At 68.0% G+C, this 22458-nt stretch carries 19 protein-coding genes; 8 read left to right on the forward strand and 11 right to left on the reverse strand.

The annotated features are described in order from the left end of the window. Positions 1-28 precede the first annotated feature (28 nt). Entirely contained in the window at positions 29-523 is a 495-nt protein-coding gene (locus ACSDR0_RS40680; RefSeq protein WP_435294293.1) for a flavin reductase family protein, read from the reverse strand. A 272-nt stretch (positions 524-795) separates the two neighbouring features. Here ACSDR0_RS40680 and ACSDR0_RS40685 point away from each other — a divergent pair, with 272 nt between their 5' ends. Then, positions 796-2355 (forward strand): aspartate aminotransferase family protein, encoded by a 1560-nt coding sequence (locus ACSDR0_RS40685; protein WP_435294294.1) that lies wholly within the window; start codon positions 796-798, stop codon positions 2353-2355. On the opposite strand, the gene ACSDR0_RS40690 is transcribed toward ACSDR0_RS40685, so the two are convergent. Next, positions 2352-3089 (reverse strand): thioesterase II family protein, encoded by a 738-nt coding sequence (locus tag ACSDR0_RS40690; RefSeq protein WP_435294295.1) that lies wholly within the window; start codon positions 3087-3089, stop codon positions 2352-2354. The genes ACSDR0_RS40685 and ACSDR0_RS40690 overlap by 4 nt on opposite strands. 201 nt (positions 3090-3290) lie before the next feature. Here ACSDR0_RS40690 and ACSDR0_RS40695 point away from each other — a divergent pair, with 201 nt between their 5' ends. After that, entirely contained in the window at positions 3291-3911 is a 621-nt protein-coding gene (locus ACSDR0_RS40695; RefSeq protein WP_435294296.1) for a mycothiol-dependent nitroreductase Rv2466c family protein, read from the forward strand. Between the two features lie 78 nt (positions 3912-3989). Here the strand turns inward: ACSDR0_RS40695 and ACSDR0_RS40700 are convergent, their stop codons facing one another. The 4 genes from ACSDR0_RS40700 to ACSDR0_RS40715 all read right to left on the reverse strand — a co-directional run bounded on the left by ACSDR0_RS40700 (position 3990) and on the right by ACSDR0_RS40715 (position 9399). After that, complete coding sequence (locus ACSDR0_RS40700) at positions 3990-6254, reverse strand: xanthine dehydrogenase family protein molybdopterin-binding subunit (protein ID WP_435294297.1); 2265 nt, start codon at positions 6252-6254, stop codon at positions 3990-3992. After that, positions 6251-7243 carry an FAD binding domain-containing protein gene (locus tag ACSDR0_RS40705; protein ID WP_435294298.1) on the reverse strand — a complete coding sequence of 331 codons (993 nt, stop codon included), beginning with the start codon at positions 7241-7243 and terminating at the stop codon, positions 6251-6253. The genes ACSDR0_RS40700 and ACSDR0_RS40705 overlap by 4 nt, the downstream gene beginning before the upstream one ends. Before the next feature lie 4 nt (positions 7244-7247). After that, positions 7248-7766, reverse strand: coding sequence for a (2Fe-2S)-binding protein (locus ACSDR0_RS40710; protein ID WP_435294299.1), 519 nt, complete (start codon positions 7764-7766; stop codon positions 7248-7250). 175 nt (positions 7767-7941) lie between these two features. Then, the gene (locus tag ACSDR0_RS40715) at positions 7942-9399 is read right to left on the reverse strand and encodes an MFS transporter (RefSeq protein ID WP_435294300.1); all 1458 of its coding nucleotides are present in this window, start codon (positions 9397-9399) and stop codon (positions 7942-7944) included. A gap of 116 nt (positions 9400-9515) precedes the next feature. Here ACSDR0_RS40715 and ACSDR0_RS40720 point away from each other — a divergent pair, with 116 nt between their 5' ends. From ACSDR0_RS40720 to ACSDR0_RS40730, 3 genes are read left to right on the forward strand one after another with little or no spacing between them, the layout of a single operon-like run. Continuing rightward, on the forward strand, positions 9516-10499 hold the full coding sequence (locus tag ACSDR0_RS40720; RefSeq protein ID WP_435294311.1) for an RNA polymerase subunit sigma-70: 984 nt from the start codon (positions 9516-9518) through the stop codon (positions 10497-10499). A gap of 13 nt (positions 10500-10512) precedes the next feature. Continuing rightward, positions 10513-11106 carry a maleylpyruvate isomerase N-terminal domain-containing protein gene (locus tag ACSDR0_RS40725; protein ID WP_435294301.1) on the forward strand — a complete coding sequence of 198 codons (594 nt, stop codon included), beginning with the start codon at positions 10513-10515 and terminating at the stop codon, positions 11104-11106. Then, positions 11103-11555 (forward strand): MarR family winged helix-turn-helix transcriptional regulator, encoded by a 453-nt coding sequence (locus ACSDR0_RS40730; protein WP_435294302.1) that lies wholly within the window; start codon positions 11103-11105, stop codon positions 11553-11555. Before ACSDR0_RS40725 ends, ACSDR0_RS40730 begins: the two co-directional genes overlap by 4 nt. 427 nt (positions 11556-11982) lie before the next feature. Here the strand turns inward: ACSDR0_RS40730 and ACSDR0_RS40735 are convergent, their stop codons facing one another. Continuing rightward, complete coding sequence (locus ACSDR0_RS40735) at positions 11983-14019, reverse strand: BTAD domain-containing putative transcriptional regulator (protein ID WP_435294303.1); 2037 nt, start codon at positions 14017-14019, stop codon at positions 11983-11985. Between the two features lie 455 nt (positions 14020-14474). After that, positions 14475-14840: a transposase gene (locus ACSDR0_RS40740; RefSeq protein ID WP_435294312.1), complete on the reverse strand. Its 366-nt coding sequence runs from the start codon at positions 14838-14840 to the stop codon at positions 14475-14477. 218 nt (positions 14841-15058) lie between these two features. Here ACSDR0_RS40740 and ACSDR0_RS40745 point away from each other — a divergent pair, with 218 nt between their 5' ends. Continuing rightward, positions 15059-16444 (forward strand): FAD-dependent oxidoreductase, encoded by a 1386-nt coding sequence (locus ACSDR0_RS40745; protein ID WP_435294304.1) that lies wholly within the window; start codon positions 15059-15061, stop codon positions 16442-16444. Positions 16445-16691: 247 nt separating this feature from the next. Here the strand turns inward: ACSDR0_RS40745 and ACSDR0_RS40750 are convergent, their stop codons facing one another. Continuing rightward, positions 16692-17108, reverse strand: a complete 417-nt coding sequence (locus ACSDR0_RS40750; RefSeq protein ID WP_435294305.1) for a YybH family protein — start codon at positions 17106-17108, stop codon at positions 16692-16694. A 238-nt stretch (positions 17109-17346) separates the two neighbouring features. Here ACSDR0_RS40750 and ACSDR0_RS40755 point away from each other — a divergent pair, with 238 nt between their 5' ends. Beyond that, complete coding sequence (locus ACSDR0_RS40755) at positions 17347-18744, forward strand: flavin monoamine oxidase family protein (RefSeq protein WP_435294306.1); 1398 nt, start codon at positions 17347-17349, stop codon at positions 18742-18744. Between the two features lie 81 nt (positions 18745-18825). Here the strand turns inward: ACSDR0_RS40755 and ACSDR0_RS40760 are convergent, their stop codons facing one another. Both ACSDR0_RS40760 and ACSDR0_RS40765 read right to left on the reverse strand, forming a co-directional pair. Beyond that, positions 18826-20001, reverse strand: a complete 1176-nt coding sequence (locus ACSDR0_RS40760; RefSeq protein WP_435294307.1) for an acyl-CoA dehydrogenase family protein — start codon at positions 19999-20001, stop codon at positions 18826-18828. 49 nt (positions 20002-20050) lie between these two features. Beyond that, positions 20051-20446, reverse strand: a complete 396-nt coding sequence (locus ACSDR0_RS40765; RefSeq protein WP_435294308.1) for a YybH family protein — start codon at positions 20444-20446, stop codon at positions 20051-20053. 201 nt (positions 20447-20647) lie between these two features. On the opposite strand from ACSDR0_RS40765, the gene ACSDR0_RS40770 reads away from it, so the two are divergent. Further along, on the forward strand, positions 20648-22458 hold a 1811-nt coding region (locus tag ACSDR0_RS40770; RefSeq protein ID WP_435294309.1), incomplete at its 3' end, for a type I polyketide synthase.

Consider the following 22458-nt stretch of genomic DNA (forward strand, 5'->3'; position numbering starts at 1 on the left):
CTGCTTCCCACTGCACCCCTGTCGTCGGCTATGCCGGCACGTCCGGGCCCACCCGGTCGTATCGGCTCTCGAAGAACAGCAGCCCGGCGTCGCCGGGTCCGCGCTCCGTGCCTAGCACGACGCTGATGAAAATCGTGTGGTCGCCGAAGTCGTGGGCGTCGATCAGCTCGCATTCCAGCCAGCCCAGCGCCCCGGAGATCAAAGGAGCTCCGGTGTGCGGGCCCGCATGGAATGGGATTCCGGCGAACTGGGTGATGCCGAGAACCCGCCGTTTGTCGGCGAAATGCGCCGCCAGTTCCTGCTGGCGGGCGTCGAGAATGGTCACGGCGAACCGTCGTGCCGTGATGAGCGCTTTGTGCATCACGGCGTTATGGGAGATCGAGCACAGGATCGACGGAGGCGTCAGCGACACCGAGGTGAACGCGTTGGCGGTCATCGCGTGAGGGTTCGGCCCGCCGACCGTGATGACGACCACGCCGGTCGCGAACCGCGACATCACATCACGTAGTTCGAAGGGTTCCACACTCGGGACACTGCTCTCCGTGGAAGTGGACTTCACGGCATCCCTCTCAGCGAATCGGCATGACGGCGAATTGCGGGCGACCGTCCAGCCGCCTGTCGACCAATTAACCAGCCCGCACCGGACATCGGCCCACTGAGTGGTAATTCGTCGCTCACTCTCGATATTCTCGGCCGAATTACCGACTCGCTACCGGCAGGAGAATGTTTTTCTTGACCGTGAAGTTAAAGTGCGTTCTGTTGATAACAATTCCCCTGTCAGAAAAGGATGGGACGATGCTCGTACCCGCTGAACACGACCTCGCCGAGCCGCACCTGCGTCAAGTGCTCATGTCGGCCGGGCTCGACGTGGAGTACGTCCGGGCCGAGGGCGACATTCTCTACGAGCGCGGCACCGGCGGCGCGGAGCGGCCGGTACTCGACCTCGTCGGCGGTTACGGGTCCCTGTTGTTCGGACACAACCACCCCGAGATCGTGACGCACGCCAAGGCACTGCTGGACGCACAGACTCCGGTGCTCGCCCAGTTCTCCGTGCAGTCCATCGCCAGCGAGGTCGCGGCCGCGCTCAACGGGATCATGCAGCGGGAGCTCGGCACCGACGAGCCGTTCTACGCCATCTTCGCCAGCACCGGCGCGGAGGGCGTCGAGGCGGCGATGAAGCACGCCGAACTCGACCGAGGCCTGCGGATCGCCGACGCGCTGGCCGAGATCGAGCAGCACATCGACGACGCGCTGGCCCTCTTCCGCGACGGCGGCGTCGTGACCGACACCGATCTGACCGAGACCGTCGCCCGGATCCGTCGGGTGAACGCTGAGCTGGCCGCCCGGCCGCCGCTGTTCGCCGCCTTGGAGGGCGGCTTCCACGGCAAGCTCGTCGGCAGCCTCCAGCTCACCCACAACCCGGGCGTGCGGACCCCGTTCGGCGCGCTCGCCGCCCAGGCCCGTTTCGTGTCACCGAATCGCTCGGGCAGCCTCAAGCCCCTGGTGGACGAGGCGGCCTCGGCGCAGCTGCTCGACCTGGTCGTCGAGGACGGCGTCGTCCAGACAGTCGAACGCCCTTTCCCGTTGTTCTGCGCCTTCTTCCTGGAACCGATCCAAGGTGAGGGCGGCATCACCCCCCTGACGCCGGAGTTCGTCGAGGAGATTCAGGAGGCCTGCGCGGAGATCGGCTGTCCCGTCGTCGTCGACGAGATCCAGAGCGGCATGGGCCGGACGGGCGCGTTCCTCGCCGGGACCGCCATCGGCCTGCACGGCGACTACTACGTCATCGGCAAGAGCCTTGGCGGCGGCATCAGCAAGTGCGCCGCTCTGCTGGTCCGCCGGTCCCGCTACCGTCCGCAGTTTGAACTGCTCCACAGCTCCACCTTCGCCAAGGACGGGTTCTCCAGCGGTATCGCCCTGAAGACGCTGGAGCTGCTGGAGGCCGACGACGGCCGCGTGTACCGGCGTGCCGCCGAACTCGGTGAGCGGCTGCTGACGGTGATGCGTGCCGTGCGTGATGACTTCCCCGACGTCGTCAAGGACGTCCGGGGCCGAGGGCTGATGCTCGGCCTGGACTTCCACGACCAGTCCGGTGCCACGGCCCCCTCGATCGGCGCGGCGTCGGCGTCGGGCTTCTTCGGCTATTTCCTGGCCGGGTTCCTGCTGCGTGAGCACGCGATGCGCATCTTCCCGACCGCCAGCGCCGTGAACACACTGCGCTTCGAACCCTCGATCGGCCTCACCGTGGACCAGGTCGACCGCCTGGAGACGGCGCTGCGCGATCTGTGCACCGTCCTGCGTGACCAGGAGGACGGACGTTTCGCGCCATCCCCCGGGTCGTCCGGTCCGGCTTAGAGGCGCAGCGCCGCCGACAGCAGTCCTGCGACCTCGGCCAGTTCCGTCTCCAGATAGAAATGGCCGCCTTTGAAGATCTTTATCTCTCCCGGGAGGCCGGAGTGCTCCAGCCATCGGGCAGCCTCGGACGGCGCGACCATCGGGTCGGCGTCGCCGCCGAGCACGGTGAACGGCACCTCCAGCAGCGGCCCGGGCTTCCAGTGGTAGGTGCGCAGCGCGGCATGGTCGGCGCGCAACGCCGGCAGGACCATCTCCAGCAGCTCCGGGTCGTCCAGAACGCCGCTCGCTGTGCCGCCGAGCCGCCGGATCCTCGCCACGATCGCCTCATCCCCGGTCAGCATGTCGCCGTGGCGGGGATCGGGTGCCGGGGCGGCGCGCCCGGACAGGAACAGCCGGCCGGGACCGGGCACGCCGCGCTCGGCGAGCCGACGGGCCGTCTCGTAGGCGACGGCCGCGCCCATGCTGTGCCCGAACAGTGCGTACTGCCGACCCGGCTCGGGCGGCAGCAGGCCGGCCACCGCGTCGGCGAGGCCGGTGACGCTCTCCACGGAGGGCTCCGCACGCCGGTCCTGCCGGCCCGGATACTGCACGGCCAGCACCTGCACGCCGGGCGTCAGCAGGTGGGCGAGCGAACGATAGGCGCTGGCGGCGCCGCCGGCGTGTGGAAAGCAGATCAGGTACGGGGCGTCTGGAGCGGCCTCCAGACCGAAGCCGCGGAACCATCTCCGGTTCATTTCGTCCACATCCTCGATGTCTTGCCGGTCCGGTCACCACCAGCCTTACCGCTGGTCCGGCACCACCGGTCACAACGCGGTAATCGCCGCACCATCAGCACAATTCGTGCGGCGGTTCCCTCCTCGCCTCCCGATGGAATCGGAGCCGACGGGCGGTCTTAATTTCAGAGGTGTTCAACATGCGTCAAGGAAGGACCGACCGTGACGATTGAGTCCGAAAACAGGATCCCCGTGGACTTCTGGTTCGATGCCATGTGTCCGTGGTCGTGGATCGCGTCGCGCTGGCTGCTGGAGGTGGAGCGCATCCGTCCGGTCGACCTTCGCTGGCACGTCATGAGCTGGTCCATCCTGCAGCAGGGCGTCGACCTGCCGCCGGAGCATGTGGAGATCGTGCGGCAGGGGTGGGGACCGGCGCGGGTCGCCATCGCGGTCGAACAGCGGCACGGCAACACCGGGCTGGGCGCCCTGTACTCGGCCTACGGCAAGCGCTACCAGCACCAGGGCCGCACCCTGAACCGCGCGGCCATAGTGGACTCCCTCAACGAGATCGGCCTGCCGGCCGACCTCGTCGACGCGGCCGAGGACAAGGACTACGACGACGCCCTTCTGGCGTCGCACACGGACGCCATGGACCGGGTCGGCTACGAGGTCGGCACCCCCATAATGGCGATCAACGGGGTCGCCTACTTCGGGCCGGTCATGTCGCCGATTCCCCGCGGTGAGGAGGCGGGCAGGCTCTTCGACGGCCTGGTTCTCGTGTCGGGCACCAAGGGCTTCTTCGAGCTGAAGCGCAGCCGGACCCAGGCCCCGATCATCCGTTAGCGGTCAGACCCGGTCGGGACACGGTGGGTGGCGCCCGGTGCCCCGGGGCACCGGGCGCCACCCACCGTGTCCCGCGGATCAGCCGACCAGCAGGTCGTCGACCAGGATCGGCAGCTTTCTGACCCGGACACCGGTGGCATGGAACACCGCGTTGGCGATGGCGGCGGGCATGGCGACGATGCCCATCTCGCCGACACCCCCCTTCGCGCCCAGGACGTTGACCAGGTCGTCGTGCTCGTCAACCGTCTCCACGATCACGTCGGAGATGTCGGCGTTCGCCGCGATGTGGTACCCGGCGAGGTCGGTGTTGACGAACCGTGCGCGGTCACGATCCATGACCGTTCTCTCCATCAGCGCATGGCCCGCGCCCCAGATCATCCCGCCCGCCAGCAGGCCGTGCGCGATCCTCGGGTTCAGCACCCGGCCGACCGCGAAGACGCCGACCATTCGGCCCATCCGTACCTGCCGCGTGACCGGATCGACGCGGACCTCCGCGAAGTTGGCCCCGTAGCTGAAGGCCACGTGGTCCAGCCGCGCTGGACCGGTGATGTTGAAGGTGCCCTCCAGGGTGCTCTGCGCCATCGCGGGGGGCAGCCGGGGCGGCGTGTGCCGGATCTCGACCTCCAGGACGCCGCGCGGCAGCTCCGCGACCAACTCGGCGACGGTGATCTGGCGGCCATCGCCCGCCCGCACGATGCCGTCCGAAATGGTCAGGCCGTCCACCGCACGCGGCTGTCCGAACCGCCCGGCCGCGGCCGCCAGCAGCTGTTCCCGCACGGACCGGCCGTTCTCGTGGACGGCTGCGCCGACCGTCCCGGTCGTCGACGACGCCGCCGTGGCGAGGCCGCGCGGCAGGTCGCTGTCGCCCAATGCCACCCGCACGTCCGCCAACGCGAGCCCCGACGTCTCGGCGGCGATCTGGGCGAGCAGCGTGTAGGTCCCGGTCCCGATGTCCTGGCTTGCCACCTCCACCAGGGCCCGGCCGTCCGAGCCCACGGTGATCCTGCTGTCGCACACGCCGCCCTCGAACACCGGGTAGCTCGCGCTCGCGCAGCCCCAGCCGATCAGCGTTCCGTCGGAGTCCCGCATCGAACCGGCACGGGGGTTGCGCCGGTGCCAGCCGAACAGCTCCGCGCCCCGCCGATAGCACTCCTGCAGCGACCGGCTGCTGTACCGGAGGCCCTGCACAGGCTCCTTCTCCGGCTCGTTGCGCAGCCGTAGCTCCATCGGATCCATGTCGAGCGCCGTGGCCATTTCGTCGACGGCGCTCTCCAACGCGAACAGCTCGGGGAACTCCAACGGGCCCCGCATGAACCCCGGAGTGTTCACGTCGACCCCGATGGTGCTCTCACGCGTGTGGATGTTGGGGAAGGCGTACAGCCGCGCGGTGTTGTCGGTGCCGGGGAGAGCGAGGACGTCGCTGCGTGAGGTCTGAGTGAGGATCTCGTGCTCGTAGGCGGTGAACCGGCCGTCGGAGGTCGCGGCCAGCCGCACCGAATGCCGTGTCTCGGGCCGGAACGAGGCGATTGTGAACATCTGCCTGCGAGTGATCGACAGCTTCACCGGCGAGTCCAGCCGCCGCGCGGCCTCGGCGGTCAGCACCGTGTGCCACAGCGTCGCGCCCTTCGATCCGAACCCGCCGCCCACGAACGGGCTGACGACGTGCACGTCCTGCTCGGAGACACCGAGGACACCTGCCAGCGCGAACCGCTCGCCGGTGACCCACTGGCTGGGAACGCGGATCTCCAGGCGGCCGTCCTTCCAAAGCGCCGTGGCGTGGAAGGGCTCGATCGGGTTGTGGTGGTTGACGGAGGTGGCGTACTCGCGGTCGATCACGACGTGCGACTCGGCGAGCACCGTCGCGGTGTCGCCGGTCTCCAGGCCGTGCAGGTCGATCCGCCCCGGTGCGTCGGGGGCGACGTCGGCCAGCGCGATCACGGCGGGCAACGCCTCGTACTCGACACGTATCAGGCTCGCCGCCTCCTCGGCGATCTCCGGGGTGGCGGCCACGGCGAGCGCCACGATCTGGCCCGAATAGCGGATCTCGTCGGAGCCGAGCGGGTTGAAGCTCGACTGGAACTGGCCGCCTAGCACCGGCGTGAGGAACCGGCCCTCTCCCACGGCGTCGCCGAGGTTGCGGTGCGTGAGGACCAGGCGTACCCCCGGCAGCCGTTCGGCCTCGCCGACATCGATGGCGGTGATACGCCCTCGCGGAACCGTTCCCGTCGCCAGTGCGGCGTGCAGCGTCCCGGCGGGCGTGTGGTCGGCGACATACGCGGCCTGGCCGGTGACCTTGGCCACCGCGTCGGCCCGGACCACCGAGGTTCCCAGGATCTTCGTCATGCTCGTTCCCCTCCCTGTCCTGCGCGCAGACACGCCCGCTCGACCACCCGAGGCCCCAGCGCGATCTTCACGGCGTTGTCGCGGCCCGCCCGAGCCGAGACGAAGGCGGCCTGGCCCGCGGCCTTGGCGGTGTCCGCGGTCAACGGACGTCCGACGAGCTCCGCCTCGGCCTCGTGACTGCGCCACGGCCGGGTCGCCACCCCTCCCAAACCCACCCGCGCCGCCGTGACGACGCCGTCCTCGATCGTGATCCCGACCGCCGCCGATGCGATGGCGAACGCGTAGCGGGCACGGTCGGCGACTTTGACATAGGCGGAATCGCGCACCAGGGCGCTGTTCGGGATGGTCACGGCCGTGACGATGTCACCCGGCGACAGCGTCGTCTCCCGCTCCGGCTCGTCCCCGATGTCCCGGTGCAGCTCGGCGAAGGGCAGGATGTTCGGCCCGTCGGCCGACAGCAGTTCCACGGACGCCTCGAACGCGACCAGTGCGACGCCGAGGTCTCCGGGGTAGACCGCGACACAGGATTCGGAGCCGCCCAGCACGGCGCTGTCGCGGTCAGGACCGGCCAGCGCGCTGCACCCGGATCCCGGCTCACGCTTGTTGCAGGGCGACTCGCCGTCGCGGTAGTAGGGGCAGCGGGTGCGTTGCAGTATGTTCCCGCCGATGGTGGCCATGTTGCGCACCTGCTGGGAGGCGGCCAGCCGCAGACTCTCGGCGATCGCGGGATATCGCGTCCGCACTCGCTCGTCCGCGGCCACGTCGGCCATCCGGGACAACGCGCCGATCCGCAGCGACGCGTCGGTCTCCTCCACGTGGTCCATGCCCGGCAGCCGCCTGATGTCGATCAGGTGATCAGGGGCCAGTACGTTCCCGCGCATGAGGTCGACCAGCGTGGTGCCGCCCGCCAACACCATCGCCCCCGGTCTGGAGCTCTCCCGCGCCGCCTCGTTCAGGCTGGACACCCTCGCGTAGGTGAAAGGCCTCATGTCCTCACCGGCTCTCGGCAACGGACCGTACGGCCCGCACGATGTTCGGGTACGCGGAGCATCGGCACAGGTTGCCGCTCATGTATTCGCGCACGTCGTTCTCGGATTCGGCGTTGCCCTCGCGGATGCACGCCTCGGCCGACATGATCTGCCCCGGTGTGCAGAAGCCGCACTGAAGCGCGTCGAACTCCACGAATGCGCGTTGCAACGGATGCAGTGTGCCGTCGGGCTCGGCCAGGTCCTCAATCGTGCGAATCTCGGCGCCGGCGGCGCTGACCGTCAGGGTCAGGCACGACAGAACCCGGCGCCCATCGACGTGCACCGTGCAAGCGCCACAGGTGCCTTGGTGACAACCGGCCTTGGTACCGGTCAGGCCGAACCGCTCGCGCAGCAGCGTGAGCAGTGTGGTTCGCGGATCCACATCAACGGTTCGCTCGGTTCCGTTCACCGTCAGGTTCACCCGGAAGGTTTTGGGCTCTTCCAACGGCGAGGGCGATGTGCGCTCGGAATCGCGTGTGCTCATGGGCTCCTCCAGATGAACTCATCCTCGGAATCCACGACGCCGCCAGCGCCGGCGGACGGCGCTGGCGGTCGTGGAGGTCGGGCCGTAGTCGACGGCGACCGACTGGTTCCATGTTCTCTCTGCTTTGGCGGCTGTCGTGACGCCGGAGAGCATGCGGTTACCAGCCGATGGAGGGTCAGTGGGTGGCCGGGAGGGCCTCCTCCTCTCCGGCCGGCTGGGGCAGGAGCAGCAGGACCAGCGCGATGACGGCGCCGACAGCGGCGAGGGCCACGCAGGCCCAGAACCCGGCCTGGAACCCCTCGGTGAGGGCGGCGGGGCCGGTGCCATTGGTGTAGGTGACCGCCACGGTGGCGACGACGGCGCTGCCGAGTGCTCCGCCGATCCAGAACGCGGCGTTGTTGATGCCCGAGGCCAGCCCGGCGTCCTCGTCGGGGACACCGGTGAGGGCGGCGATGGAGACCGCGACGAAACAGGTGCCGACGGCGGATCCGAAGACCAGCAGTCCGACGAACAGGTCGCTGAAGTAGCTGCCGGATGGCGAGATCGCCGTCATGAGCAGCGCGCCGATGCCGAACAGCACCATGCCCGCCAACGCGACGATCCGGTATCCGATCTTGCCGACGACCACCCCGGCGACATTGGCCGACAGGATGTCCATCAGGGCGTAGGCCAGCGTGCCCAGGCCGAAGATGACGGGGGTGAAGTGCAGCACCTGCTGGGCGTAGAGGGAGACCAGGACGTTGAAGCCGAGCAGCAGCATGCCGACCAGGATCATCATCAGGTTTCCGCTGACCAGTGAGCTCGACTTGAAGATCCGCAAGGGCACCAGCGGTGCCGCCGACTTCTTCTCGATGACGACGAACAGCGCGACCAGCACGGCGGCGGCGACCAGCAGGCTGATGGTCCGGCTGTGGCCCCAGCCGATGGTGGGCGCTTCCACGATGGCGTAGATGAGCAGTACGGCCGCGCCGGTGCTGGTGATCGCGCCGCCGAAGTCGAAGGAGCGTTCGGTGGTGGGCGCGTGGCTCTCCCGCAGCAGGACCGGGACCAGGGCGAGCATGACGGCGGCGACCGGGATGTTCAGGTAGAAGATCCACTGCCAGCCGACCAGGTCGGTGACCACGCCGCCGATCAGCAGCGCGGCGGTCGCGCCGAAGGCGCCGGTGCCCGTCCAGATGGCCAGCGCCCGGTTACGTTCGGGCCCTTCGTCGAAGGTGGTCATCAGCAGGGCCAGCGCGGTAGGCGACATGATCGCGGCCGACGCGCCCTGCACGAGGCGGGCGATGATCAGGGTCTCCTGGGACCAGGCGGCACCGCACAGCACCGAGGAGGCCAGGAACAGGACCACGCCGATGACGAAGAGCCTGCGGTGGCCGAGCATGTCGGCCATCCTGCCGGCCAGCAGCAGCAGACCGCCGAAGCTGAGCAGGTAACCGCTCAGCACCCATTGGAGGCTGGACACGCTGAAGCCGAGGTCGGCCTGGATGGAGGGCATCGCCAGGATGACGATCTGGCCGTCCAGGGCGACCATGAACATGGCGGCGCACAGCAGGCCGAGCGCCGCCCAGCGTGAGGACGGAGGAGACTTCGAGGAGCCGGTTTTCGAGAGGTGTTCCTCTGGTGACTGAACCATGTTGATGAAGACAGGCAGCCGTTCGTGTTTTCGTCGGGTGTCGCCCGATGGATTTGGGTCCGCCGGTCTGTCCTCATTGAAGAGGGGTCGATCAAGGGAAACATTGGAGTGCGATGATGACGGGTGTGGCGGCGGATCGAGGGAACTTCGGCCAGCTGGCCGATCGGTTCCGGCCGGAGTTGCTGGCGCACTGCTGCCGGATCCTCGGCTCCGCGCACGAGGCCGAGGATCTGGTCCAGGAGACCTACCTGAGGGCATGGCGGTCTCTCGACGAGTTCGAGGGCCGGGCCTCGCTGCGCAACTGGCTGTACCGGATCGCGACCAACACCTGCCTGAACGCGATCGAGGCGCGCAGCCGGCGGCCGCTGCCGACAGGGCTGGGCGGCCCCGCGGATCCGGCCGCCGATCAGCACGGCCAGGAGTCGGCCTGGCTGGAGCCGATCGCCCGCGTGTTGTTCGGCAGCGAGCCGGCCGACCCCGCGGCGGTGATCGAGACGCGAACGTCGGTCCGGCTGGCGTTGACCGTCGCGTGGCGGTGTCTGACGCCGCGTCAGCGCGCCGTTCTGCTGCTGTGCGAGGTGCTGGGGTGGCGGGCCGGAGAGGTCGCGGAACTGCTCGGCACCAGTAGTGCGGCGGTCTACAGCATGTTGCAGCGGGCGAGGGCGCAGCTCACCAAGGCCGCCGGCCCGGCCGACCAGGTGGACGAGCCCGATGACCCGCACGAACGCGACCTGCTCGACCGTTACGTCGCCGCGTTCGAACATGCCGACCTCCCGGCGTTGATGAACCTGCTCACCAGCGACGCCGTCTGTGAGGTGCCGCCGGAGCCCATCGGTTTGGCGGGCCGCGAGGCCATCGCCCGTTTCATGGCCACCGAATGCCCCGCCTTCGGCACCTGCCAGATGGTCCGCACCACTCACCAGGGGAAGCCGGCCTTCGCCACCTACCTGCGGGGTGAGGACGGCATCCACCGCGCCTACTCGGTCGAGGCCCTCACGATCACGTCGCGAGGCATCGCACGGATCGTGTCGCACCAGCGTCCGGAACTGTTCCACAGTCTGGGCCTGCCGCTGGTGCGCCATTCCCCGTCGGCCCGTTGACAAGGGCTCGACCATGACGATGTCCTACGTGCTGACAGCACCGACCGAAGGAATCGGCCTCCTCAAACAGGCGTTGGACTACGCGTTGGCAACGGGCCAGCACATCACCGCCGATCTGCTGAACGCGCCGACACCCTGCGACCAGTGGAACCTCGCCACGCTGCTGCTGCACCTCAACGAGTCGCTGGACACCCTGCAGGAGGGCCTCGCGGCGGGTTGTGTCGGCGTCGTGCCATCCGGCCCGCCCGCCCCCGACACCGACCTGCTCTTCGGCTTCCGCAGCCGCGCATGCCGGCTGCTGCACACGTGCGCGATAGCCTGCGCCCCCGACCAGGTGAGGGTCGCCGACTGGCAACTGTCGCTCTCGACGTTGGCGGGAATCGGTGCGATCGAGATCGCCGTGCACGGCTGGGACGTCGGCCGCGCCTGCGGTCACCCGTATCCCATCCCGGCGAACCTGGCCGAGGACCTGCTGCTCCTGGCTCCTCTGGTCATCAACGACGCGACCCGTCACTCTCTGTTCGCACTGCCCGTCCCGACCTCTTCCACCGTTCCTTCCGACCGCCTGGTGGCACTGCTGGGCCGCGACACGGAGGGAAGCCTATGACCACCTCCACCGATCAAGCCATATGGACCGCGTTCCTGCGGTTGCAGGCCGTGGTGGAACGGCAACTGGCCGAGGCGCTCCAGCGGTGTCACGGAATGCGCCTGTCCGAATACCGAGCCTTGCGGGACCTTTCCCAGGCGGCCGACAGCGAATTGCGGATGAAGGTCCTGGCCGACCGTATCGGCCTGGACCAGAGTTCGGTGACTCGCCTGGTGGGACGGCTGGACGCTCTCGGATTCGTCTACAGAGACCTGTGCGCGGACGACAGACGTGGCGTTCATGCCGTCGTCACCGAAGCAGGCAGGGAACGCTACCTCTTGGCCAGTGAGACCTACTCCGATGTCCTCACCTGCGCGCTGGACACCTTGGACGCGGATCCGCAGTTCGGAAGCCTGGTCCGGGCACTGCGTACAGCTCGACCATCCAACGGGGAAAGTCGGCCTGGGTAACAGAAAAACCCTTCTTTATGCCATGGTGGCCCTCTCTGAGAGACTGGTGTGACACACAGGGCGAACCAGTCTTGAGTTACAGGAGTAGGGTGGGAACAGGATATTCTTCACAGTGACGTTAAGTCGGAAGTGAACTTCAAAGCCCCTGAACATTGTCCCGCGTTCCCGGAAGGCTTCGGATCCATCCGGGACTCCCGGGAATTCTGTGAAGTATTCGTCAAATACCGTAACCACGAGCATCGGCACTCAGGGACCGGATTACACACCCGGGCATCGGTCCATTTCGGCGCCGCGTTAGAAATTCAGGAACAACGCGCCCAGGTTCTCCAGGTCGCCTGTGCCGCCCACCCCGAACGGTTCTGCCCGTGCTGTTCGAGAAGGCGTGGATCAACGAACCCCGACCGTCCATGATCGAGACCACGGAGGATCAGCAGGCAAGCAGTGCGGCATGACATGCGTCATCCGGGTTGACATCCACCGTGGCCATCAGGGGGTCGAGGGTGATCGTAATCGCGTGTCGCTTTCCTCCCATCCACCCGGGGCGCCGGTCCAGCAGTTCCGGCTTGGCGCCGACGATGATGAGCGCCGGGACGGGGCCCATGGAGTCTGTCAGATTCTCCATCAGGTCAAGTGACAGGTCATCGGCGTGGTGCAGATCGTCCACGATCGCGACGAGCAGACGGTCGGAGCGCCCTTCCGACGGGACGACCTGGTAGGGCATCAAGGTCCGGTCACTGATGGGGGCCGGGCTCACGCACACGTACGAGGCGGGCTCGGGCAGCAGTTCACGCACCCTGCGCTGGAACTCGATGAAGAGCCGGGACCTGGCGATGCCCGACCCTCCGAGCACCGTGACGAGATGCGGGGCGCTGCTGCGATGAGCGCGTTCCATGAGTTTCTGCAGCAGCTCGAGTTCGTGGTCGTAGCAGCCGTGCGCGTCGCTCATCCGCCAGCGCACGGGAGAGTCGCCGACCTGGTGTTCGACCCGTTCGTAACAGACGTTGGGACCGGTGGCCAGCCGAGTCCGGTCACATACCTGGATGTCGTCGGCAGGAGCGGCCGACAGCAGCGAACGGCAGTAGTCCAGCAGGGCGCCGTTGACGACGGGCGGGCCGTCGTTGGGCCCGGGGCGGGCGAACGCCTCGCCCGTGGCCACGGCGGCATGCACCGACAGCCCGCGCACGAAACGGGAGGTGTGGGTGCCCGGGGCGGCCAGCGCGCCGAGAGAGTCGCGGATCACGGCGGCGGCGCGCACCGCCTGCTCGGCGTGGGTGTTCTGGTCGTTGCGGGCGCTGAACACCAACATCGACAACGAGCCCATCGAGGTCATGACGAAGCCGCCGAAATGCTCCGCTTTCTCTCTGATCACTACCGCCGCCTCCTCCATGACCTGGTCGATCTCGGTGGCGTCGGCGCTGTCGAGGTCCAGACAGAGCCAGATCTGTACGAGGACGACGCTCATCTTGCGTCGTTCGGAGGCCACGACCACTTCGGTGGGAGAGGACTTGGAGGACGACGGTGCCGGGACCCGGGCCTTGTGAGGCTGCGGAGCCTGTTCGGAGGCGGGTGGGGTGGTGTCCTGTGATCGACGCGGCGCCGTATGAACTCGATGGGCCGCCGTGCCCCGCGGGCGGCCGACGGTATCCGTGGCACCGTTGTTGAGAACAGGGCGCCGGCCTTCCCGCAATGCGACGGGAGGCTGCGGACCCGGCCCGAGGTCCTGGGTGAGAACGGCGTGTTGGAGCAATTGGAGTTCCGGGCTGGGCTGGAGGCCGAACTCCTCCACGAGCCTGATCCGCATCCGCCGGTAGACGTTGAGTGAGTCCGCTTGGCGTCCGCAGTAATACAGTGCGCGCATGAGCTGGCCGCAGGCACGTTCCCGGGGCCGCTCGTTCTCGACCATGGCCTCCAGCTCGCCGAGGATGGCATGGGGGCGGCCACAGGCCAGTTCCGCCTCGAAGTAGTCCTCCAGGACGTCCAGCCGGGCGTTCTGCGCGGTGATCACTTCAGGCCAGGCGCGGCCGGTCTCCTCCAGATCGGCCAACGCCGGGCCGCGCCAGAGCGCGAGGGCGTCGCGCAACTGGGGGGCGGCCGCCTCAGGCGCGCCATTGGCCAGGTCCGCGCGCCCCTTGGCCGTCCACTGGTGGAATAAATGGAGGTCGACCCGCTCGGGCGCGACCTGTAGTCGATAACCGGGCGCCTGGGTGAGTAGGAGATTGGGGCCTTCACCACCGTACGCTGCGAACACCCGTCGTAGTCCCCAGATCGCATTCTGCAGTATTTTGCGTGCGGTGATGGGAGTGTCATCGAAACTCCACAATGCGTCCATCAACTGGTCCGTGGACGCAACTTGATTGGCCTTCAAAAGCAGCAGCCCGAGGGCTGCTCGCTGCTTTGCGCCACCCAGTGGAACTGGTTGCTCACCGGAAATGACCTCGAGCGGACCGAGCACACGAAACCACATAGCACTCCAGTTAATGCTTGACAAGCAGGGCGGGAATGCGCTAAAAGAGAATTGTGGGGCCAGGTTGTCGCCTCTCTGCCTCATAGTCAGGTTCGTTGTAAACGTCAGCCTCATGGTAGAAACCAAATGGCCGATTTGTCCATCTAATTATGTGTGTGACCAATCTCATACAACCCGTGAATCCGGTAAAATTAATGTTAAGTCCGCCCTTCGGTGGGGCGGGGGCCGCATTTGGCCGTCTCTGGACTTCTGGTACTCCAGTAGCGCTTATGGATCTTGAGCCGTTCTTGCCGGTGGTGGGATCGACGGGCTTGGATTCGGTGTCGTCGTCGCCATCGGGACCGGTCGTAGATGTGGCGATCGCTTGCGGGTGGCCCGATCGGTTGGGCGAAAAGTCATCGGATCTCGTTGTAAGAGGTCGCGATTAAGCGGTCGGCCGAATTGGCCGGTTTCGGCTATAAGCATGGCGCGGGTGACGGTGAGATTGGCCAGGGCGAGCATGGCCAAGGCGATGTGCCGATGCCGGCCGGGATGGCTTCGAACCCGGATTCGGGGACCTTCTTGGCCATCACGCCGGCGCGGAAGGCGCCGGCCGCGCTGGTCAGGCGGTGGGCGCGGGCGACGGCCAGGACGTAGTTGAGCTGCCGGGCTTCCAGGAAACGGCGTAGTGGTCCGTTGTCGCCGTAGGCCTCATCGCCGGTGACCCAGGCGAAGGGAAGGTTCGCGGTGATCGCGCGTTCGATTCGATGCGCTACCGGAGCAGGCGCACCGGTAAACGGGACCGCCGGTTGCTTCGGTGAAGATGCGGTCCGGATCTCGATGCGGTAACCCGCCGGTTCCGGCGCTTACATAATCGCGGTTACAGGACGATTACCGCGCCCTTGACGGTTGCTTCCAACTCCTGTCTAGGGTCGATTCCGGCGTGGTCGTGGCCGGTTCGGAATGCTTGCGGACTCCCGCCTCCCGGCGCCGGACGCGTTATCCGGCGACCGAGGCCAACGCCTCACCCAGTAGATCCGAAACGAGGGAGGTGGCCGTCATGAGTGGTCGAATCACAGGTCGTGCCCTGGTGCTCGGCGGCAGCATCGCGGGCCTGTTCGCCGCGCGGGTCCTGTCCGAGACGTACGCGGAAGTCGTCGTCGTTGACCGTGACGTGCTGACCGGGGTGGAGAAGACCCGGCAGGGCGTTCCGCAGGGCCGCCAGGTGCACGGCCTGCTGGCCCGGGGCAGGCAGGCCATCGAGGAACTGTTTCCCGGCATCACCGACGAACTCGTCGCGGCCGGCGCGGGAAGCGGTGACGTGGCCGGCAACCTGCGCTGGTACTTCAACGGGGTCCCCTTGGCGCGGGACGAGTCGGGGATGGTCGCGGTGACCGTGAGCCGTCCGATGCTGGAGTTCCACGTCCGCCAAAAGGTCCAGGACGTTCCCAACGTACGGTTCCTGGAGCGACATGACATCTTGGGGGTGACCGCCACCGGCGACGGCCGCCGGATCACCGGGGCACGAGTTCGCGAGCCGGACACGGGAATCGAACGGGAACTCAACGCGGACCTGGTGGTGGACGCGACCGGCCGGGGTTCGCGCACCCCGGTGTGGCTCACCGAACTCGGCTACCAACGTGTCGCCGAGGATCGCTTGAAGATCGGCATCGGGTACACCACTCGTCACTACCGGATCCGCACCGACCCGTTCGGCCGCGACATCTCCATCAACGTCATCGCCTCGCCGACGCTGCCGCGCGGGGCGATCTGCGGCAGGCACGGAGACCACATCGAGCTGACCGCCTACGGTGTGCTCGGCGACGTGCCGCCGTCCGACCCGGAGGGGTTCGACGCCTTCCTCGCCTCGCTCGCCGTGCCCGACATCGCCGACGCCGCGCGTGTCAGCGAACCGGTCGACGATCCGGTGTCCTACCAGTTTCCCGCCAGTCTGCGACGGCGGTACGAGCGGCTGGACCGTTTCCCCGATGGCTTTGTCCTGCTGGGTGACTCGGTGTGCAGTTTCAACCCCACCTACGCCCAGGGCATGACCATTTCGGCACTGGGCGCGCTGGCCCTGCGCTCGCACCTTCGCTCGGGCCCGCCGCGTTCGCTGGACTTCCTGCGCGAGCTGGCACGCGACGTCCTTGACGGGCCGTGGGACCTGATGACCACCGGCGACCTCACTTTTCCCGATGTGCCCGGCGAGCGGACGCTCAAGGTGCGGATGGCGCACGGTCTGGTGGCGAAGGTGCTGGACGCCGCGACCAGGGACGGCAAGGTCGCCTCCGCCTATCTGCGCGTCGCGGGCCTGCTGGACCCACCCGAGGCGTTGATGAAGCCCGCGATGCTCATGCGGATCTTGCGTTACTCGCTGGGCTCGCGTCCGGTTCCCGTCCCGGCGCCGCGCGACGGCCGGGAGAGGCCCGCCCGCGAACCCGCTTGAATCCGTCCCGGCTTTCCGCCCCGGTCCGCTCCAGCGCGGTGTTTCCTTTTGAGCGGCAAGATTAGACGTACCACCAGGGTCTGGATCTGGGGCCGTCCGGCTCCCCATCCTCGTCGACGCCGTTTCACCTGCCTGCTTCGAGGAACGTCGCACTAGGCCATCCCGGCTGAGCGGAGCGGGGCGGGCGCGCGAAGGCCCCTGCCGGTCGAGATGGTGGCAGGGGCCGGAACTCGTGGGCGTACGCCGGTCAGGCCTGCGGCATGGCGTCGGCGATGGGCCGGTCGATCGCCATCATCCATTTGCCGCTCTTTTCGCGGCGCATGACGTCGGTGCACGAGCCGTGCAGCATGACCCGCTCGCCGTCGTCGCCGGTGACCTCCAGGTCGAACACCACTTTCACCAGCGAGATGTCACCGGCGACGTAGGCGCTCTTCAACACCGCCTTCAGACGCGGCTTCTTTCCGATCATCTCGACGACGAAACGCTTGCGCTCCTCGCCGCGCAGCGGCTCGCCCGACAGGTTGGAGATCGAGTCCTCCCGGTAGAGCGAGTTGAACACGTTTCCATCGCCGGAATTGAAAGCGAGCATGAAGACTTCGTTCTGGGTCTCCGGATCGTCGGTCAGGTCCAGGTTTTCCAGGTCGACTTCGAGATTGGCCGTCATTAGGTGGCTGACCTCCATTTCTCGAACACCGGCGGTGTTCGCTCTCTCAGCCTACCGATCGGAAAACCGCTCCATTAATTGCTCGGTAACTCACCGTCCATACCCGGGCCAGACCGGGCGGTGACCCGAGATCGGCATTATTTCTCGTACCTGAAAGAGATTTGCCGCGAGCGCGGACTTCGCGAGCAGTGACGGAAGGGAAGCGCACATCATGGGCGAAGAGACCGTAGGAAGCCTGTTGCGTCGCAGACTGCTGGCCTCGGGACTTGCCGTCGGGGTGACGGCGGGTGTGCCGCTCGGTCACAGCGGCGTCGCGGAGGCGAGCGGTTCACCGGGCGGCGGGGGCGAACCGGACGCGATCGTCATCGGGGCGGGCTACGCGGGTGTCACGGCGGCGCGCGAACTGGCGTCTCGCGGCCTGCGCCCCCTGGTGCTGGAGGCCCGCAACCGGATCGGAGGTCGTACCTGGACCGACACGTTCGCAGGGGTGCCGGTCGAGCGGGGCGGCACGTGGGTGCACTGGAGCCAGCCCCACGTATGGGCCGAGATGATGCGTTACGGCATCGGCATCGCCGAGGATCCCGGACCGGACCGGGCGATCCTCCCCACACCGGACGGCCCGCGGTCCTTCCCGCTCGACGAGGCGTTCGGGCACCTGGGGGAGATGCTCGTGCGGTTCTTCGACGGCGCGGCCACGCTGTTCGACCGGCCCTTCGACCCGCTGCACAACGCCGACGCGGTGCGGCCGGCCGACGGGATCTCGCTGCGCGCCCGGCTTGACGCGATGAAACTGTCGGCTCGCGACGAGAGCTGGATGTCGGGTGTGACCTCGGCGTATTCGGGCGGAAAGAGCAGCCGCGGCGCCTATACGCAGATGGCCCGCTGGTGGTCGCTGGCCGGTGGGGGATTCGACAAGTGGAACGCCGCGACCGGTCACTACCGGATCGAAACAGGCACCATCGGGCTGCTGAAAGCCATCCTCGCCGACGCCGACGCCGATCTGCGGCTCAGCACGCCCGTTGCCTCGGTCGTCGACGACGGCCGCCGCGTGCACGTCACCACCCGGTCGGGCCGGCGGTTCTCCGCGCCCGTGGCGGTGGTCGCGCTTCCCGCGAACGTGTGGCGCACCATCAGGTTCAACCCGGTCCTGCCTGTCGCCCACACCGCCGCCACCAGCGAGGGCATCGGGGTACCCAACGGCACCAAGATCTGGATGCACGTGCGCGGTGACGTGGGCCGCTTCTTCGCCCAGGACGCCGAGGGCGGCCCGATCTCCGCACTGATCCCCTACCGGGAAGCCGGGGACGGCCTGCTGGTCGTCGGGTTCAGCTACCATCCGACGTTCGACGGCGCCGACATCGCCCAGGTCCGCGCCGCCGTGCGCCGGCTGGAGCCGAAGGCCGAGGTGACCGCGATCAAGGCGCAGAACTGGGCGCGCGACGAGTTCTCGCTCGGCGCCGCCGCCTGCCAGAGCCCCGGCCAGCTCACCCGGCTGCACGATGCCCTCCAGCGGCCCAGCGGACGTCTCGCGTTCGCCACCAGCGACATCGCCGCAGGTTGGAACGGGTACATCGACGGCGCCATCGAGACCGGCGTCCGCGCCGGCCGCCAGGCCGCCGAAGCGGCCGGCAGGTAGTTCCCGGCGACCATGGCCCGGAAAGAGAAGACGGCCCGTCCGGCATCACGCTGGACGGGCCGCCTCCCCGCGGGCGGCGGGTCAGAGAAGGTAGGTGTCGGGCTCGAGCCCGAGAACAACCCTGCCGTGTACCTCCAGGTTCGGGTTCGGCGTCATCATGCCGTGCAGCGCCAGGCCCTCGATGTCGCGGAAGAACCGCTGGAACGGAGCCGCCCGCATGATCGCAGAGCCGCTGCTGATGGACTGCAGGTCCTCGACCGACTCCTTGGCGAGCTGGATCGCGTACCCGCAACGGCCACGGCCCTCGGCCCGTTCCTCCAGCGTCGGCTGCGTGCCCGCGTCGGCGTGCGCCTGGAGCGCGGTGATCCAGCGGCGCACCAGCGCGTCCGCCGCCTCGATCTTGTTGGCGGCCGTGGCGACCCGCAACTGCGTGAGCGGGTGCTTGGCCTGGTCCTCCCAGGACGTGTACGCGATCGGACGGCCCGGCACGCGCTCGACGAACAACTCGAACGCAGCCCGCGCCATGCCGATGTAGGACGCCACCGACGAGGCCATGATGTACCCGATGAGTGCGTAGTTACGGCCGTTGGCGCCGGTGTTCGACCGGTCCCCGGTCACTCCCTCCAAGGCCTCGGCGGCATCCATCACCCGGTGCGCGGGCACGAACACGTCCTTGGCGGAGGTGGTGGAGCTGCCCGTCGCGGCGGCGGCGGACACGTGCCAGTCGTCGGCGATCGACAGCTCCGACATCGGCACCACCGCATACAGTTCCTGGTGCGAGCCGTCCGGCAGCGTCAGCATCGCCCCCAGCAGGTCCCACTGCGCGCCCCGGCACCCGGAGTTGAACCGCCAGGTACCGCTCAGCAGATAGCCGCCCTCTGTCGGCGTCAGCACGCCGGTCGGCGAGAACCCGCCCGAAATCCGCACCGAGTCGCTCGTGAAAACCTCCTCCTGCGCCCGGTCGGGATACTGCGTGATCATCCACGCGGTCGACACCCAGGCCAGCGCGACCCATCCGGTCGAGCCACAACCGCGCGCCACCTCGACCAGGATGTCGTACTGCTCCTCCAACGACAGGTCGAGCCCGCCGAACCGGGTCGGGACCGCGGCACGGAACACCCCGGCCTTGTCCAGCAGTTCGATGTTCTCCTCGGGGATCCAGCGGTTCTCTTCGGCCGCCAGACCGTTCTCCCGCAGTGTCGGCACCACGTCCCGCACCGCCTGGATCACCGCGGCGGCCTGCTCGTTCACAGCCATTCCTGCTCCCTGTCCTCGCCCTGACCGGCCGGATGACCGGAGGTGTGCCTCACTGCTCCTCGCCGTACGGGTCGTCGATCGCGTACCGCCACTTGCCGTCCTCACCGCGCCGCAACACGTCAAGTCCGACGCCCGTGTGCACCTCGATCTCACCGTCCGCTCCGGGGATCTCGACCTGCCAGTCGACGACCAGCAGCGTCGCGTCGCCGGTCTCGTACACGTGCCGGTCCTTGGCCGTCATGCGCGGCTTGGCCTGCAGCGTCTCGGCTATGTGGTCGCGACGCGCCTGCCCGCTCAGCGGCTGGCCCGGCTCCCAGACCGCGATGGCCTCCTCGGTGTAGAGCCGCTCGAGCGTCTCGAAGTCGCCGGAGTTGAAGGCTCGCACGTACAACTGGGTCTGCAGTTGCGCGTCATCGGTGAGCTCGAAATCCTCAATCGTGGACATGACTACTCCCTGCCTCGTTTAGGCTCGGCGACTTTCCATGATTCTCCAAGCTAGCCAAGCGCCCTCATTATCCGATCATCGCCGGGCAATTCGCCGCCGTCGGCTCAGCGCGAGAACGCGTGATTACCGGCCTGCTATTAATGTTCGAGGTCGACCGCCGCTTCAGGCGCTTTCGGGTCGGGAGACGAAAGGCATTTAGCGATGACCATTGTTTATCCGGCTGTCGGGGCCGACCGGGACCGGGCCATCGCCATTGTCGGGATTTCATGCCGGCTTCCCGGCGCCGATTCCCCCGCACGCTTCTGGGAACTGCTGCGCACCGGGACGAGCGCGATCGGCGAGGCCCCGGCCGACCGCTGGGACCGGGCGGTGGCGCCCGCCGCGCGTCGGGGCGGCTTCCTCGACGCGGTCGCGGACTTCGACGCGGACTTCTTCGGCATCTCCCCGCGCGAGGCCGCCAGTATGGACCCGCAGCAGCGCCTGGTGCTGGAAATGGTGTGGGAGGCATTGGAGGACGGCCGCATCGTGCCCGCCTCGCTGCGCGACGGCGACACCTCGGTGTACGTCGGAACGCTCCGCGACGACTACACCGGCCTGATCCAGCGGCATGGTCTTTCGGAGATCACCCCGCACACCATCACCGGCGTGAACCGGGGTGTCATCGCCAACCGGGTCTCCTACTTCCTCGGGCTGCGCGGTGCCAGCCTCACCGTGGACACCGCCCAGTCGTCGTCACTGGTCGCCCTCCACCTGGCCGCCGAGTCCCTCCGCGCGGGCGACGCGAGCCTGTCGATCGTCGCTGGGGTGAACCTCAACCTCACCGCCGAGAGCGCGGTCACCGCCGAACGCTTCGGCGGCCTGTCCCCGGACGGCCTCTGCTACACCTTCGACGCTCGCGCCAACGGCTTCGTCCGTGGTGAGGGCGGCGTCGTCATGGTCCTCAAGCGACTGGCCGACGCGCTCGCCGACGGCGACCGCGTCCATGCCGTCCTGCGCGGCGGCTCCGTCAACAACGACGGCGCCACCCCCGGCCTCACCGTGCCGGGGCGGGATGCACAGGAACAGGTCATCAGGCAGTCCTACGAACACGCCGGCATCGCTCCCGAGACGGTCCAGTACGTGGAACTGCACGGTACGGGCACCCGCGTCGGCGACCCCATCGAGGCAGCCGCGCTCGGTGCGGCGCTCGGCGCGGTCCGCGACTCCGGCGTACCGCTGCTCGTCGGATCGGCCAAGACGAACATCGGCCATCTGGAAGGCGCCGCCGGCCTGGTCGGCCTGCTGAAGGTCGTACTGAGCATCGGGAACCGGGAACTGCCGCCCAGCCTCAACTTCGAGACGCCGAACCCCGATATCCCCCTCGACCGGCTCAACCTGAGCGTACAGACCGAACTCACCGCCTGGCCTCGCCCTGACGAGCCGCTGGTGGCAGGTGTCAGCTCGTTCGGCATGGGCGGCACCAACTGCCACGTCGTGGTCACCGAACCGCCTGCTGCCGCCGTCGAAACCGGGGCAGGGGCTCCCGGGGAGAGGGTTCTCCCGGAACTCCTGCCGTGGCTGCTCTCGGGCCGCGACGAAGCCGCGCTGAAGGCCCAGGCGGCTGCGCTGGCGGACTTCGCGGCGAACCCCGCGACAGCTCCACTCGACATCGGCGCCTCACTGCTCACGCGTTCGGTGTTCGGGCATCGTGCGGTGGTGGTGGGGGCTGATCATGCGGAGTTGGTGGCGGGTTTGGGGGTGTTGGCGGCTGGTCTGCCGGGTGCGGGTGTGGTGTCGGGGGTGGCCGGTGATGGTCGTCTGGGGTGGGTTTTCTCTGGTCAGGGTGCTCAGCGTGTGGGGATGGGGGTGGGTCTTGCCGGGGTGTTTCCGGTGTTCGCTGAGGTGTTCGGGCAGGTGTGTGGTCTGTTTGAGGGGTTGTCTGAGGTGATCGCCTCAGGGGAGGGTTTGGAGCGGACGGGTTGGGTTCAGCCGGGGTTGTTCGCGGTTGAGGTGGGGTTGGCGCGGTTGCTGGA

The sequence above is a fragment of the Streptosporangium sp. G11 genome (assembly GCF_051192615.1).
In the GTDB taxonomy this organism is placed as follows: Bacteria; Actinomycetota; Actinomycetes; order Streptosporangiales; family Streptosporangiaceae; genus Streptosporangium.

What these genes read in the sequence shown, in the direction of transcription:
- ACSDR0_RS40685 (WP_435294294.1), top strand. Translation starts at nt 796, where the DNA reads ATGCTCGTACCCGCTGAACACGACCTCGCCGAGCCGCACCTGCGTCAA.
- ACSDR0_RS40690 (WP_435294295.1), bottom strand. Translation starts at nt 3,089, where the DNA reads ATGAACCGGAGATGGTTCCGCGGCTTCGGTCTGGAGGCCGCTCCAGAC.
- ACSDR0_RS40700 (WP_435294297.1), bottom strand. Translation starts at nt 6,254, where the DNA reads ATGACGAAGATCCTGGGAACCTCGGTGGTCCGGGCCGACGCGGTGGCC.
- ACSDR0_RS40705 (WP_435294298.1), bottom strand. Translation starts at nt 7,243, where the DNA reads ATGAGGCCTTTCACCTACGCGAGGGTGTCCAGCCTGAACGAGGCGGCG.
- ACSDR0_RS40710 (WP_435294299.1), bottom strand. Translation starts at nt 7,766, where the DNA reads ATGAGCACACGCGATTCCGAGCGCACATCGCCCTCGCCGTTGGAAGAG.
- ACSDR0_RS40715 (WP_435294300.1), bottom strand. Translation starts at nt 9,399, where the DNA reads ATGGTTCAGTCACCAGAGGAACACCTCTCGAAAACCGGCTCCTCGAAG.
- ACSDR0_RS40720 (WP_435294311.1), top strand. Translation starts at nt 9,516, where the DNA reads ATGACGGGTGTGGCGGCGGATCGAGGGAACTTCGGCCAGCTGGCCGAT.
- ACSDR0_RS40725 (WP_435294301.1), top strand. Translation starts at nt 10,513, where the DNA reads ATGACGATGTCCTACGTGCTGACAGCACCGACCGAAGGAATCGGCCTC.
- ACSDR0_RS40730 (WP_435294302.1), top strand. Translation starts at nt 11,103, where the DNA reads ATGACCACCTCCACCGATCAAGCCATATGGACCGCGTTCCTGCGGTTG.
- ACSDR0_RS40735 (WP_435294303.1), bottom strand. Translation starts at nt 14,019, where the DNA reads ATGTGGTTTCGTGTGCTCGGTCCGCTCGAGGTCATTTCCGGTGAGCAA.
- ACSDR0_RS40745 (WP_435294304.1), top strand. Translation starts at nt 15,059, where the DNA reads ATGAGTGGTCGAATCACAGGTCGTGCCCTGGTGCTCGGCGGCAGCATC.
- ACSDR0_RS40750 (WP_435294305.1), bottom strand. Translation starts at nt 17,108, where the DNA reads ATGACGGCCAATCTCGAAGTCGACCTGGAAAACCTGGACCTGACCGAC.
- ACSDR0_RS40760 (WP_435294307.1), bottom strand. Translation starts at nt 20,001, where the DNA reads ATGGCTGTGAACGAGCAGGCCGCCGCGGTGATCCAGGCGGTGCGGGAC.
- ACSDR0_RS40765 (WP_435294308.1), bottom strand. Translation starts at nt 20,446, where the DNA reads ATGTCCACGATTGAGGATTTCGAGCTCACCGATGACGCGCAACTGCAG.